Annotated in this window: 17 protein-coding genes; 13 read left to right on the top strand and 4 right to left on the bottom strand. The window is 48.1% G+C overall.

Translation table 11 applies throughout. The features are described 5' to 3' along the window. Positions 1-36 precede the first annotated feature (36 nt). Positions 37-249 (top strand): hypothetical protein, encoded by a 213-nt coding sequence (locus NKT06_RS20615; protein WP_253438764.1) that lies wholly within the window; start codon positions 37-39, stop codon positions 247-249. An 8-nt stretch (positions 250-257) separates the two neighbouring features. Here the strand turns inward: NKT06_RS20615 and NKT06_RS20610 are convergent, their stop codons facing one another. Continuing rightward, positions 258-605 (bottom strand): potassium channel family protein, encoded by a 348-nt coding sequence (locus NKT06_RS20610; protein WP_253438761.1) that lies wholly within the window; start codon positions 603-605, stop codon positions 258-260. A 63-nt stretch (positions 606-668) separates the two neighbouring features. Next, entirely contained in the window at positions 669-980 is a 312-nt protein-coding gene (locus NKT06_RS20605) for a DUF2627 domain-containing protein (RefSeq protein WP_253438758.1), read from the bottom strand. 230 nt (positions 981-1,210) lie between these two features. Between NKT06_RS20605 and lpdA the strand changes: the two genes are divergently transcribed. The 5 genes from lpdA to lipB all read left to right on the top strand — a co-directional run bounded on the left by lpdA (position 1,211) and on the right by lipB (position 7,086). Further along, positions 1,211-2,635, top strand: coding sequence for a dihydrolipoyl dehydrogenase (gene lpdA / locus NKT06_RS20600; protein WP_253438755.1), 1,425 nt, complete (start codon positions 1,211-1,213; stop codon positions 2,633-2,635). 139 nt (positions 2,636-2,774) lie between these two features. Next, complete coding sequence (locus tag NKT06_RS20595) at positions 2,775-3,803, top strand: thiamine pyrophosphate-dependent dehydrogenase E1 component subunit alpha (RefSeq protein WP_253438753.1); 1,029 nt, start codon at positions 2,775-2,777, stop codon at positions 3,801-3,803. Between the two features lie 2 nt (positions 3,804-3,805). Continuing rightward, positions 3,806-4,792 carry an alpha-ketoacid dehydrogenase subunit beta gene (locus NKT06_RS20590; RefSeq protein ID WP_253438750.1) on the top strand — a complete coding sequence of 329 codons (987 nt, stop codon included), beginning with the start codon at positions 3,806-3,808 and terminating at the stop codon, positions 4,790-4,792. A 47-nt stretch (positions 4,793-4,839) separates the two neighbouring features. After that, entirely contained in the window at positions 4,840-6,267 is a 1,428-nt protein-coding gene (locus tag NKT06_RS20585; RefSeq protein WP_253438747.1) for a dihydrolipoamide acetyltransferase family protein, read from the top strand. A gap of 111 nt (positions 6,268-6,378) precedes the next feature. Continuing rightward, positions 6,379-7,086 carry a lipoyl(octanoyl) transferase LipB gene (gene lipB, locus NKT06_RS20580; RefSeq protein WP_253438744.1) on the top strand — a complete coding sequence of 236 codons (708 nt, stop codon included), beginning with the start codon at positions 6,379-6,381 and terminating at the stop codon, positions 7,084-7,086. 26 nt (positions 7,087-7,112) lie between these two features. Here lipB and prli42 read toward each other — a convergent pair whose 3' ends face one another. Continuing rightward, positions 7,113-7,214 (bottom strand): stressosome-associated protein Prli42, encoded by a 102-nt coding sequence (gene prli42, locus NKT06_RS20575; protein ID WP_017687624.1) that lies wholly within the window; start codon positions 7,212-7,214, stop codon positions 7,113-7,115. Positions 7,215-7,480: 266 nt separating this feature from the next. Here prli42 and NKT06_RS20570 point away from each other — a divergent pair, with 266 nt between their 5' ends. After that, the gene (locus tag NKT06_RS20570) at positions 7,481-8,614 is read left to right on the top strand and encodes a M20/M25/M40 family metallo-hydrolase (RefSeq protein ID WP_253438741.1); all 1,134 of its coding nucleotides are present in this window, start codon (positions 7,481-7,483) and stop codon (positions 8,612-8,614) included. 126 nt (positions 8,615-8,740) lie between these two features. On the opposite strand, the gene NKT06_RS20565 is transcribed toward NKT06_RS20570, so the two are convergent. Next, the gene (locus NKT06_RS20565) at positions 8,741-8,887 is read right to left on the bottom strand and encodes a Z-ring formation inhibitor MciZ (protein WP_253438738.1); all 147 of its coding nucleotides are present in this window, start codon (positions 8,885-8,887) and stop codon (positions 8,741-8,743) included. A 346-nt stretch (positions 8,888-9,233) separates the two neighbouring features. On the opposite strand from NKT06_RS20565, the gene NKT06_RS20560 reads away from it, so the two are divergent. The 6 genes from NKT06_RS20560 to NKT06_RS20535 all read left to right on the top strand — a co-directional run bounded on the left by NKT06_RS20560 (position 9,234) and on the right by NKT06_RS20535 (position 13,819). Further along, entirely contained in the window at positions 9,234-9,827 is a 594-nt protein-coding gene (locus NKT06_RS20560) for an NUDIX domain-containing protein (protein ID WP_253438735.1), read from the top strand. 2 nt (positions 9,828-9,829) lie between these two features. After that, positions 9,830-11,050, top strand: a complete 1,221-nt coding sequence (locus tag NKT06_RS20555) for an endonuclease Q family protein (protein ID WP_253438732.1) — start codon at positions 9,830-9,832, stop codon at positions 11,048-11,050. Between the two features lie 196 nt (positions 11,051-11,246). Beyond that, positions 11,247-11,876 (top strand): stage II sporulation protein M, encoded by a 630-nt coding sequence (gene spoIIM / locus NKT06_RS20550; RefSeq protein WP_253438730.1) that lies wholly within the window; start codon positions 11,247-11,249, stop codon positions 11,874-11,876. Between the two features lie 107 nt (positions 11,877-11,983). Then, positions 11,984-12,451, top strand: a complete 468-nt coding sequence (fur, locus tag NKT06_RS20545; RefSeq protein ID WP_036607866.1) for a ferric iron uptake transcriptional regulator — start codon at positions 11,984-11,986, stop codon at positions 12,449-12,451. Positions 12,452-12,610: 159 nt separating this feature from the next. After that, positions 12,611-12,853, top strand: a complete 243-nt coding sequence (locus tag NKT06_RS20540; RefSeq protein WP_017687632.1) for a DUF4227 family protein — start codon at positions 12,611-12,613, stop codon at positions 12,851-12,853. Positions 12,854-12,928: 75 nt separating this feature from the next. Beyond that, the gene (locus NKT06_RS20535) at positions 12,929-13,819 is read left to right on the top strand and encodes a tyrosine recombinase (RefSeq protein WP_253438727.1); all 891 of its coding nucleotides are present in this window, start codon (positions 12,929-12,931) and stop codon (positions 13,817-13,819) included. The last annotated feature ends 77 nt before the right edge of the window (positions 13,820-13,896 follow it).

The raw sequence follows: 13,896 nt of genomic DNA, 5'->3' as shown, positions 1-13,896 counted from the left end.
GCTGTTACCAGGAGTTATGGAAAAGAGGTGTTTACGATGAGTGAAGTATTAACATCACTTCAAGAACGATATGAAAGCTTGAAAGAGCAGGCATCCCTGGATGAAGCGGCGCAGGCCTTATTTGCAGAACTGTTCGCAGAAGCGGAGCGACTGCAGGCAAGTAACCTGACGTTGCGCAGAACGATCTTGAAGTCTTCTTCCAAAGAATCGCGTATGTCTACCAAACTGCGGGATGCTTTATACGAATGACCCGGAGATTACTCCGGGTCCTCTTCTGTCTTTAATTTGCGAGGGAATAGAATACCTGCTGTAATTCTGGCAATCATGGCAAAGGTGAGACCAATGCCTGCAAACATGTAGATGACGGTAAAAGCTTTGCTGAACCCGGTGGTTGGCACAAATTCAGGATGTCCCACCGTAGTCAGGGTAACCGCACAGAAGTATAACGCATCAATCCAGTGCAAACCTTCAACACGAGTGTAAAACAAAGTGCCTGACAGCAACGTTGCTGCCGTTAACGCGAACAAAGCCAGAAACTTGGGGTCCTTGAACGCATGGAAAATGCCTTTGAGCAGTCGTTTTAACGTGATTATAAATGATACCATGTTGATCCATCCTGTCTATGTAAAGTAGGCGGTGTGTTGTATAAACACACAAAAAGCCCGGACTCAAGGAGTCCCTCCGGGCGTCTCTGCTTTTTCGGGTACATTTTTGGACCGGAAACGGGGACCTACATAATTACGCTTGCGGTCACGGAACAGGATCCAGCCTCCCAGAAAACTCATACCTGCGGCAAAAAGGACAAGTCCACCGCCAAAGGAAAGCCACTGGAATCCTGGTGAAATCAGTTCGTTCCCGTGCTCGGCATAATATAGGAACAGGGCATCTTTCATCATCAGAAAACCCTTCATTGCCATTAAACCGGGGATGACCAGAACAACAATCGCCAAAAATCGCGCAAATACCAATCTTGTATTCATGAGCTTTATACCCTTTCTGCCAAAGTCGACATTAAATAAAGGTTACGCTTACAGATCATACCTGATTCCATCATAGCTTGGAATGCATAGGCTGTCCATGTGTGATTGCTTCAAACTTTGAGTTGACCGCTCAAGGAGAGTACAATGGCATATAGAGGGTATAAGCCAAACCATGATTCAAGCCATCATAAATGATACTGAAATTTGATTCATAGAGGAGAGCATGAGAGATGCCAATTACATGTGATGTTGCAATTCTTGGAGGAGGAACCGGTGGATATGTAGCCGCGATCCGGGCTGCACAGCTGGGAAAACAGGTCGTTATTATTGAGAAGGACAAGCTCGGCGGAACCTGTCTGCATCGTGGCTGTATTCCGAGTAAAGCTTTGCTGAAAAGCGCGGAAGTGTACGCCGAGATTCAGGAGAGCGAGACGTATGGTATCGAGACAGCTGGAGCCACACTTGTATTTCCCAAAGTACAGGCGCGCAAGGATGCGATTGTGGAACAGCTTCATCAGGGCGTTCAATATTTGATGAAAAAAAATAAAATTCAGGTCGTACACGCGAACGGTCGCGTTATCGGACCTTCCATATTTTCCCCGCAGAGCGGAGCGGTCGCTGTAGAGTTCGAAGATGGGGAGATGGATACAGTTGTGCCGACCAATCTCATTATTGCTACTGGTTCACGTCCACGTGTGCTGCCAGGGCTGGAACCGGATGGCAAGTTTATTATGAGCAGTGACGAAGCACTACGAATGGATGAACTTCCTGCATCACTTATTATTGTCGGGGGTGGTGTGATTGGACTGGAGTGGGCATCCATGCTGAATGACTTTGGTGTAGACATCACGGTGGTAGAAGCAGCAGCTCACGTATTGCCTGCCGAGGATGAGGATGTTGCCAGAGAAATGCAGCGCTTGCTCAGCAAGCGAGGGGTTCGTTTCCTGACAGGTGCCACTGTTCTAACGGAAACATATAACACGGATCAAGAGGGCATCCAGATTGATGTGCAGCTTGGTGACGATAAGCAGGAAACGCTGAGAGCGGAGAAAATGCTCGTGTCGGTTGGGCGTCAGGCCAATGTCGAAAATATCGGACTCGAAAATACAGATATCAAGCTGGAGCGCGGCTTCATTGCTGTGAACAAACAGTTACAGACCGGTGAAGGTCATATCTATGCTATTGGTGATTGCATCGGTGGATTGCAGCTTGCACATGCTGCAAGTCATGAAGGTATTCTTGCTGTCGATCATCTGGCGGGCGAAACGGTACATGCCGTAGAATCCCATCGCATCCCGCGCTGTGTGTATACACGTCCGGAAGCAGCAAGCATCGGATTCACCGAGCGTGAAGCCAAAGAACGTGGCTATAAGATTAAAACAGGGAAGTTTCCATTTTCGGCCATTGGCAAATCGCTTATTCACGGAAGTCGGGACGGATTCGTGAAGGTGATCGCAGATGCCAAGACGAATGATATATTGGGGGTACATATGATTGGCACCCATGTGACGGAATTGATCGCTGAGGCTTCATTGGCTCAGATGCTGGATGCCACACCTTGGGAAGTCGGACAAACCATTCATCCGCACCCTTCTCTGTCGGAAATCATGGGTGAAGCCATGTTGGCGGTCGATGGAAAGGCCATTGGAATGTAAGCCAAACAGGCTTATGAGAAAGGTTCTTTCCTTTTTTGGGTAAAAGGGATTATAATAAGGTTAAGCCAAGTCTTAGTACCAGGTTATAAGATCGGGTAGTAAGAGTGGCACAGGCTCTGATTAAAAGGAGGTACCTCATATGAGTTCACAAGGTACTGCAGACGCGGTCCATCGGCATCAACAGCTAGGACTTAGCGATGGTGAAGTATTGGATATGTACAAATACATGCTGCTCGCACGCAAGTTTGACGAGCGTTGCTTGCTCTTGCAACGGGCTGGCAAAATTAACTTTCACGTATCCGGTGTAGGACAGGAAGCTGCGCAAGTAGGGGCGGCTTTTGGTCTGGATCGGGATAACGATTATTATTTACCTTATTACCGCGATTATGGCTTTGTCATGGCGGTAGGCATGACTCCGCGTGAGTTGATGCTGTCTGCTTTTGCAAAAGCGGAAGATCCGAATAGTGGCGGGCGGCAAATGCCGGGTCACTTCGGTCACAAAAAGCTGCGGATTGTGACGGGCTCCAGCCCGGTTACAACACAGGTTCCGCACGCTGTTGGCTTTGCGCTGGCTGCCAAAATGAAGAAGCAAAAATTTGTTTCTTTTGTTACGTTTGGCGAAGGATCAAGCAATCAGGGGGACTTCCACGAGGGAGCCAACTTTGCAGGTGTGCATAAATTGCCTGTCATTATTATGTGTGAGAACAATCAATATGCAATTTCGGTACCAATTCACAAACAGTTGAGCGGCAAAATCTCCGATCGAGCACAAGGATACGGGTTCCCCGGACTGCGTGTAGATGGTAACGATGCATTAGAAGTATATGCTGCAGTGAAGGAAGCGCGTCGCCGTGCCATAGCAGGCGAAGGACCCACACTGATTGAAGCGATGATGTATCGTCTCTCTCCTCACTCCACTTCCGACAATGATCTGGCTTACCGGACCAAGGAAGAAGTCGAAGAGAACTGGAAGAAAGATGGCGTTCCTCGCATGAAGAACTACTTGATCGATTGCGGCATCTGGGACGAAGCCCGGGATGCGGATCTGGCTTCCCAGCTTGCGCTGGAAATGAAAGAAGCAACTGAATATGCAGACAACGCGCCATATCCGAAACCTGAGGACACTCTGACGCACGTTTATGCGGACAGCGAAGAAGGGGGACGGTAAGTATGGCAGTGATGGAATATATTGATGCAATCCGTCTCGCGATGAAAGAAGAGATGGAACGGGATGAAAATGTTTTTATCCTTGGTGAAGACGTAGGTCTCAAAGGTGGTGTGTTTACCACAACTAAAGGGCTGCAAGATCAGTTTGGCGAAATGCGAGTGATGGACACACCTTTGTCTGAGTCCGCTATTGCAGGTGTTGCCATTGGTGCAGCGATGTATGGCATGAAGCCGATTGCCGAGATGCAATATTCGGACTTCATGTTACCGGCAACCAACCAGATCATTAGTGAAGCGGCGAAAATTCGCTATCGTTCCAACAATGACTGGAGCTGTCCGATTGTTATCCGCGCGCCGATTGGTGGCGGAATCTTCGGTGGGTTGTATCACTCCCAATGTCCGGAGTCGATTTTCTTTGGTACACCTGGACTGAAAATTATAGCTCCCTACTCGGCATACGATGCCAAGGGACTGCTCAAGGCCGCTATTCGCGACCCGGACCCGGTACTCTTTTTTGAAAATAAAAAATGCTACAAACTTATCAAGGAAGATGTGCCTGAAGATGATTACATCGTTCCGATTGGTAAAGCCAACGTACTTCGTGAGGGTGCGGATATTACGGTGATCGGTTACAGTCAGCCGCTGCATTTTGTCATGCAGGCTGCTGAGGAGCTGGAGCGTGAAGAAGGCATTACAGCACATGTTCTGGATTTGCGCACATTGCAACCGTTGGATCGTGAAGCGATTATTGCTTCCGCTCGTCTGACAGGCAAGGTGTTGATCGTACACGAGGATAATAAAACCGGTGGTGTAGGTGCCGAAGTTGCCGCAATTATTAGCGAGGAATGTCTGTTTGAACTGGATGCACCGATTCAGCGTCTCTGTGGACCTGACGTGCCGGCCATGCCAATTAGCCCAACATTGGAGAAATTCTACATGCTGAGCAAGGACAAAGCCAAAGCAGCAATGCGTGCACTTGCCGAGTTTTAATTTCGTTTTTTGGATCGTTTAATAGTAAAGTTTGGAGTGATAATCAAATGGCTGAACGTATGAAATGGATCGAGGTCATTATGCCGCAATTGGCGGAATCGCTGGTCTCGGCTACCATAGGCAAATGGTTGAAAAAACCGGGCGACCGTGTGGAACAGTACGAGCCGATCTGTGAAGTAATCACGGATAAAGTCAATGCCGAAATTCCATCCACTGTGGATGGAATTATGGGTGAGCTTTTGGTGGAAGAGGGCACAACGATTGCTGTTGGTGAAGCAATCTGCCGCATGCAGGTCGCAGCTTCTGACGAAGAAGCGGCTGAGCAGGTAACACAAGTATCGCAGCAACATGTAAGCCATACTCCTGTTGCCGCCTCAAATACAGCAGGACATGATCCCAATCAGCCGATGCGTAATCGGTATTCCCCGGCAGTTCAATCCCTGGCAGCAGAGCATGGTTTGAACTTGCAAAGCATCCAAGGCACTGGGGCCGGTGGTCGTATTACCCGCAAAGATGTGCTGGCATTTGTTGCACAGGGAGGTAACGCGGCTGGATCTTCTGCACAAGAATCATCTCCTGTAGCACAGCATACACCTTCTGGTGTGCCGTCTGCTTCCCCATTCAGCGGCGTAAATCGTGGAAATGGAGAAATGGGTTTAACCGCTGGAGAAGCGATCTCAGCGTCCGATGCAGGCGTTCCTGTGAGACATTCAGGCATTCATCTAACCGAAAGCCCGAAAATTCCACAGATTGAAGTAGAAGGTGGCGGCCAGGGAAGATCGGAGTATTTCATCGATGTTACACCTGTGCGTAATGCCATTGCCCGGAATATGCGTCAAAGTGTATCGGAAATCCCGCATGCATGGACAATGATCGAAGTTGACGTAACGAATCTCGTGATGCTGCGCAATAAACTCAAGGATGAGTTCAAGCGCAAGGAAGGCATCAATCTGACATATCTGTCCTTCATGATGAAGGGTGTCGTTAACGCGATTAAAGACTATCCAATCATGAACTCGGTATGGGCAGTGGACAAAATTATCGTCAAACGGGACATTAACCTGTCCATGGCGGTAGGGACCGAAGATTCCGTACTTACACCCGTAATCAAACATGCCGATCAGCGAAATATTGCAGGTCTGGCCCGTGAAGTGGATGAACTGGCTCGCAAAACACGTGAAGGTACGCTGAAGCTGGACCATATGCAAGGTGGTACGTTCACGGTGAACAACACGGGCTCATTCGGTTCGATCCTGTCCCAGCCAATCATTAACTATCCGCAGGCAGCGATTCTTACATTCGAGTCGATCGTCAAGAAACCCGTGGTTATTAATGATATGATCGCTGTTCGTTCGATGGCTAACCTGTGTCTGTCGCTGGATCACCGAATCCTGGATGGCGTAATCAGCGGACGTTTCTTGCAACGTGTCAAAGAAAACCTTGAAGGATATACCTTGGAGAGCAAGGTGTACTAAGTAAATAGTTGACGGGAAAGTGTATGTGCCGGAGGCCGTGCACTTTTCCTGCTGTCTATGGACAAGTGCTCAATTGTACATTGAACCTGAAGCAGAAGGGTGTGGGGAATCATGAGCAAGCCGCTGGATGTTGCATACCTACCGATGCTTGATTATGAAGAGGCTTGGAACCGCCAGAAAGCGATTGTGCAGCGATTGGACGAGGGCGAGGGAGCCGAGCAGATGCTGCTGTTACAGCACCCGCCAACGTATACGATTGGTTCACAAAATCATCCGGAGCATCTGCTTCTCAGTCCGGAAGAGTTGCGTGAGCAAGGGATTTCTTTGTTTCAAATTGACCGCGGCGGTGATATTACTTATCATGGCCCAGGTCAGTTGGTAGGTTACCCGTTATTGATTCTTGGTCGGGATGAAGACTTGGATTTACACGGATATTTACGGAAACTTGAACAGGTACTTATGGATTATCTCGCAGACCAGGGCATCGAAGCCGGACGCAAAGAGGGTTATACGGGTGTGTGGATTGGCGATATGAAGATTGCTGCGATCGGCATCAAGTTTAATCGCTGCAAACACCGCCGCGGTTTCGTGACCAGTCACGGGTTTGCTTTTAACATCAGTTCAGGCATTCAACATGCTGGGTTTCAGGGGATTGTTCCTTGTGGAATTGAGCAGTATGGCGTTACCTCACTGGAGGATATAACAGGCAAGTCTTATACAGTGGAGCAGGTAGCACGCGATATTGTTCCGTACTTTAATCGCATTTTTCCATATCAAATCAATTGGATTAGCGAAAAAGAAGCCCTTCAACGGCTGTAAACAGTTCGTCGAAAGGCTTCATGTGGCTATCCGAACAGCAACGGTTCGAGAGCTATGAAAAGGGTGGACCCGATCATGGCGATCAGCATGAGATAGATGATGATTTTGAACCATTTCTTTTTTTGCATGATGAGAGAACTCCTTTCAACATAAAGTGTATGTTCAAAAAGACTGGTTTTCAGTACCAAGAAGATGGGATGAAGCTAGAAATGGAGTAGCGGAGCGTAGGGAAAACTACGTGAGCAACGGACATTTCGGCTGAATTCCATATTCGATGCTGATGATGCCGCCAGGCATCCTTCGTAATCAAAAGCAGACTTTTTGAACAACCTCATAAAATAAACAAGCCATAGTAATTGTATTGTACCGTATCTACGAGAGGGAGGAAAGTCCTGTGATTAAACAACAACGTGTTATTGATCAGTTCATGGAACTGGTGCAGATTAATAGTGAAACAAAAAATGAACAGAACATCTCGAAGGTGTTAAAAGAACAGTTTGCAGACCTCGGTCTACATGTCTATGAGGACGACACCATGGAGCAAACCGAACATGGCGCCGGAAATCTCGTTATTACCTGGGAAGCCGAAGGAACAGATGGCGTTGCACCGATCTTTTTCACATGTCATATGGACACCGTAACGCCGGGACAGGGAATTAAGCCTGAACTCGGTGAAGATGGCTGGATTCGCAGTGATGGAACAACGATCCTGGGAGCAGATGACAAGGCAGGGATTGCGGCAATGTTCGAAGCGATTCGTGTGATTCAGGAAAACAAGATTCCACATGGTAAAATTCAATTTGTCATTACGGTGGGCGAAGAGTCTGGCCTAGTAGGCGCACGTGCCATGAATTCAAAGGATATCGATGCCGAGTTCGGCTATGCGCTGGACTCCAACGGAGCTGTAGGTACGATTTGTGTAGCTGCACCAGCCAGAGCTGAAATTCAAATGAGCATCTATGGTAAGTCTGCACACGCGGGAGTGAACCCGGAAGACGGAATCAGCGCCATTCAGGTTGCGGCCAAAGCAATTGCAGCGATGACACTGGGCAGAATTGATGATGAGACAACAGCAAACATTGGAAAATTCCAGGGTGGGTCACCACTCAACGTGGTATGTGACTTTGTACAGCTTGAAGCGGAAGCACGCAGTATTGTGCAGGAGAAAGTCGAATTGCAGATTGCACAGATGCGTGACGCGCTGGAAACGACATGTCGTAAATACGGTGCAACGGCTGAATTCAGAAGTGAGATCCTGTATCCCGCATTTGGTTTCCATGATGAACATGAGGTTGTACAGCTTGCACAGCGTGCCATCCGCAGTATTGGGCTGGAGACTCATACGTTCGCTTCTGGTGGGGGCAGTGATGCCAACATCTTTAACGGATTTGGCATTCCAACCGCGAACCTGGCGGTAGGGTATGAGGATATTCATACAACCAAAGAACGCATTCGTGCCGAAGACATTGTAAAGTTGTCCGAGGTGGTTATCGCTATTATTCAGGAAACGGCAACAGACAAGAAATAACATGTAATTCTTAGACAAAAGTCCGAACCCGGTCTGTGCGGATTCGGACTTTTTGCGAATTCATGTTATATTTCAAGGGAGAAGACTCGGTAATATTGGATGAAAATCTATCCATGGCTTAATAGATCAATGACCCATTGATTTACGTCCAGCGAGCAGATCACTTAATTTGGCATCCGGTCCCCACTCGTGCAACCATTGCTTGAGTATGAGCTGTACTTGCCGGGCTTGTCCTACCACGTGTACGGATTTAGGCGTCAAATAACTGTTCATCAAAATCCCCCCTGATTTGTTTATATTTGCTGTGTGACTTCTATACGCTCACCATATGCCCAAAATCAGAAATTTATACATTAACCGAATATATAAATTGAGCTAATCCTTTACACAAGAACGGAGAGGGCAGAAATAACCAAGAGAAGCGGAGCGTTCGCCAAAAAGCTTTCTTTTAAAAGCTGCATCGTAAGCATAAGCTATCACCAAATTTTATCTATTAGAGAAAGAAATCAAAAAATCTGGGGATAACAGCGATCGAAGGGTTGTTCTGTCATCGGAGTGGTTAGTGTAAATATTTTTAGTCAATTTATATATAATCCAACGATATGGAGTTGAAGAACGAATGAAACCAAACCAATCTGCCCAATCCATCCATGCAGCGCAACCTGCCAATCCGAAGTTGGATGAAGTGACCGTATCCACCAAGCCAATCTTCGAGGGGAAAGTGATTTCACTACAGGTCGATACCGTTAAACTGCCGAACGGTGAGACGGCTACACGAGAAATAATCCGGCACCCTGGAGCAGTAGCTGTACTCGCTCTGAATGGGGATCGCATGCTTGTAGTGGATCAGTATCGTCAGGCAATGGGACGCACCGAAGTGGAGATTCCTGCGGGAAAACTGGACCCGGGAGAAGAGCCGGAAGTGGCGGCCGCACGTGAATTGCGAGAAGAGACGGGATATGTGGCCAAGTCGTTGCGTCATCTGCGTTCGTTCTACACGTCACCAGGATTCGCAGATGAGATCATTCATCTATACATCGCTGAAGAGTTGGAAGCCGGAGATATGGAACTGGACGAAGATGAATTTCTTGAAGTATCCGAGATCACACTGGAGGAAGCTTACGAACTCATGGACGACAACCGGATTAGCGATGCTAAAACGATGATGGCTGTGTACGCGTGGGACCTCTACAGAACGACAGGACGGTTCTAGGGATGAATGACCAACTGGAAACGTCCACGATGTGGGAGCCCTGTTATACAGACCTGCATATTCACATTGGACGAACCTCTCGCGGTGAGGCCGTAAAAATCAGCGGCAGTCGCGATTTGACATTTGAGAATATTGCCCGGGAAGCATCGGATCGCAAAGGAATTCATTTGCTTGGTGTTATTGATTGTCATTCTCCGGTTGTACAGATGGATATTGAACAATTGCTGGAGAGTGGTACGATGTCCGAGATTGAGGGCGGCGGTATTGCCTACCAGGACACCACCATTCTGCTGGGTACCGAAATTGAGCTGCGCGAGCCTGGAATGCGTGAGTTCCATATGCTGGCGTACTTCCGTGATCTGAAAACGATGAAGTCCTTCACGGACTGGATGAAACGTTATATGAAAAATGTGAACCTTAGTTCTCAGCGTGTCTACGTGCCCGCTCTAGAGATGCAGTCTGAGATTAAGGCGCGTGGTGGACTAGTTGTGCCCGCACATGTGTTTACACCGCACAAAGGCATCTATGGTAGTACTGCGCCCCGTATGAGCGATGTGCTGGATACTAGTCTCGTGGATGCGGTAGAGCTGGGGTTAAGCTCGGATTCATCCATGGCCAGTTATATTCGGGAGTTGGATCATGTACCGTTTCTGACCAATTCGGATGCCCATTCACTCGGTAAGATTGGACGGGAGTATAACGAACTGCAAGTTGCTACCCCTTCTTTTGATGAATTCCGCATGGCTCTTCAAGGAGAAGCTGGCAGGAGCATTGCTGCCAATTATGGTCTGAATCCAAGACTGGGTAAGTACCATCGTACTTACTGTGCAGCCTGTGGCAGTATTATGGATGAGCAGGCGATGTCGGCAGAGCGCTGTCCTCACTGTGGCAGTCTGAAGCTGGTTCAGGGGGTGTTGGACCGCATTCTGGCCATCTCTGATCGGGAGAATCCTCATGTTCCTGCTAACAGACCCGCCTATCATTATCAGGTACCACTGGAGTTCATTCCGGGACTTGGCAAAGCCAAACTGCGTCAGTTACTGGACCATTTTGGTACAGAAATGAATGTACTTCATCGTACGCGTGAGGAAGAACTTGCTGTGGTTGTTGGACCTGTGTTGGCAGGACTTATTGTGGCCGCACGGAATGGACAACTGGAGCTGTCCACCGGAGGTGGAGGAACGTACGGGAAGGTTGCTGTTCAGGTAAAATCGTCAGATTAGATCAGTGATCAAAGGGTTGTTCTGTCATCGCAGTGACCCGTGTAAATATTCTTTATTTCAACAGATATAGCTTCACTTCACGCAGAGTCAATCTGGACAAGAAGTCATACAGGTGCATTCCGGTTCATAAGAATGACTATGAGGATGTAACTGAGAATCCTTGCAGCATGATACCGGAAAGGGGACTCGTACCTGTATGCGCTCATCCTACTTTACATTTAAAGGTCAGACTTCGTTATATGTATTCGTGGCTGTCTTGTTTCTGGTCGGCGTCATTTTTGGCGCGCTTATGGTGAATGCATTGTCTCTTGATCAACGCCAGGATCTGGAGGGTTATCTCGGCAATTTCTTCATGACCGTGCAGCACAGTGCACAGCTAACAGAGACCGGGGCCTATTGGGACATCGCCATGCTTCATCTAAAGTGGGTAGGTCTGATCTTTATTCTGGGTTTATCCGTCGTTGGACTACCCGGTATACTGGTTCTGGATTTTCTGAAAGGTGTGCTCATTGGATTCACTGTGGGTTACCTGGTTGGGCAGTACTCCTGGAAAGGGCTGCTGTTTGCACTGGTTTCCGTGGCACCACATAATCTATTTGTCATTCCAATCCTTCTGATCTGCAGTGTGGCAGCAATGACGTTCTCGTTATACATCATTCGCAATCGTGTTTTGATGCAGCGAACACCTGGTCGACAAAGGCCTTTTGCTTCATATATAGTGTTAACTTTGGTTATGGCTGCAATGCTGCTCGGCGTGGCGTCTTTTGAAACATGGGTTACACCTGCGATGATGCGCTGGGTCACGCCAATGCTACTACCGGCCTAACGTGCACCGCATAGTGTAAAATGTTGACTTTAATTACGCACTCCCCCTATAATGAAAAGAGTGGGTTAAGTTGCAGTGTGCAGTGATTTCCTAGGGGGAGGGAGAAAATGGAAGCACGGATTGATAAAATTAAGCAGCAACTACAGTCCCAAGGATATAAATTAACGCCCCAGCGGGAAGCCACCTTAAGAGTACTTCTTGAGAATGAAGAAGATCATCTGAGCGCAGAAGACGTATTCATGCTCGTTAAAGAAAAGGCTCCCGAAATCGGTCTGGCAACCGTGTACCGTACCCTCGAACTGCTGAGTGAGCTGCATGTTGTAGAGAAAATCAACTTCGGCGACGGTGTAGCGCGTTATGATCTGCGCGGAGATACATCCAAGCATCACCATCATCACTTAATCTGTGTTCAATGCGGAAGTATGGATGAAATACGTGAAGACTGGCTTGGACCGCTTGAAGAACGTTTGGAGCGGGAATTCAACTTTTCGGTAGTAGATCACCGACTGGACTTTCATGGAATTTGTTATCGTTGCAAAGCTAAAAATGAACAGAAACCCAAAGATGAAGAATAACATAGCATATCTTCAAGCTCTCACCGGCGGTTTTGACGGGAGAGCTTTTTTGGCACCGGACATGATCTGGAGTTTACCCCGAATGGCATAAACTTGTGTTTATGGACATACCCTGATTCAAGGACATTACCGGATTTGAATCAGAAGGGGGATATACCCATGATTATATCAGTGCGGAGAGGGCTCCGTTTTATTCGATTTATTATATTTTTTGCTGCACTAGTCTATCTGTTCTATCATGTTCTGGATCTGTTCAATGGCTGGATCTCACCTGTGGACCAGTATCAGATGCCGACTGGCAATGCAATCAAAGTATTTCAGGAAACGGATTGGCCGGGTAATGGAGAAGGACGTCCTACGATGGCAGAGCGTCTCCGTTTGTTCTATTGGTACGGGGAGTAGCTTCGAACAGCCAGGGATGCAAATACGGGAGCAGTCTGCCAGAGCGGCAGATCTGTCAGTTGAGGAGCGTTGTACATGAAACAGACGATACACGCCTATGCCTTATACTTGGAAGATGATAAAGGGATGTCGAGCAGCACGCTTGAATCGTATCTCCGAGACGTGGACAAGTTCATTGAATTTGCAGATAAGGAATTTGGCATACGCGAAGCCGATCAGGTCAGACGCACGCACGTCGTCCTGTTTGCAGGACAGCTCAAACAGGCAGGACGTGCCAATGCGACCATTGCCCGCAGCATCGTATCTCTGCGCTCCTACTTTCATTTTTTAATGCGGCGGGGGGAAATTATACAGGACCCTACGTTTGATGTGGAAGCTCCCAAGGCGGACAAGTCGCCACCACAGGTATTAAGCATACAGGAGATCGAACAACTGCTGACAGCGCCTGATGTTCGTTCACCGCAGGGTGTGAGAGATCGAGCGATGCTTGAACTGTTATATGCTACAGGTATTCGGGTCTCGGAACTGATTGCGCTTGACATTCGGGATGTACAGCCAGGCATGCGCTTCATACGATGTGGTGGGGCGGGCAAGGAACGCATCCTTCCCATCGGTGCACCCGCTGCACATTGGGCAAGTGTATATGTGGAGGAATTCCGCAACAAGTTGCTCAAAACCGATTCGGACGAGCAGGCACTGTTCGTGAATGTATCTGGCAGACGTTTAACCCGGCAGGGCTTCTGGAAGCTGCTCAAAAAAGCGGCAGTGGATGCAGGAATCTCGGACGAGATTACGCCGCATACGCTGCGTCATTCTTTTGCGGCACACCTGATTGCCAATGGGGCGGATACACGTGCGGTTCAAGACATGCTGGGTCACGTAGAGCAGCCTGGACAACAATATGGCAACCATGGTCGTAAAACCATGAAAGAAATCTATGAAACCCATCATCCGAGGGCAAGATAGATTTTGACGCATGGCATTCACAAATAAATGCGGAACATCGGGCCGATTTAGGATAAAATAAATTGAATACATCCAAA

This window comes from Paenibacillus sp. 1781tsa1 (genome assembly GCF_024159265.1).
GTDB lineage: Bacteria > Bacillota > Bacilli > Paenibacillales > Paenibacillaceae > Paenibacillus.
This window is presented reverse-complemented; position numbering and strand designations above follow the sequence as displayed.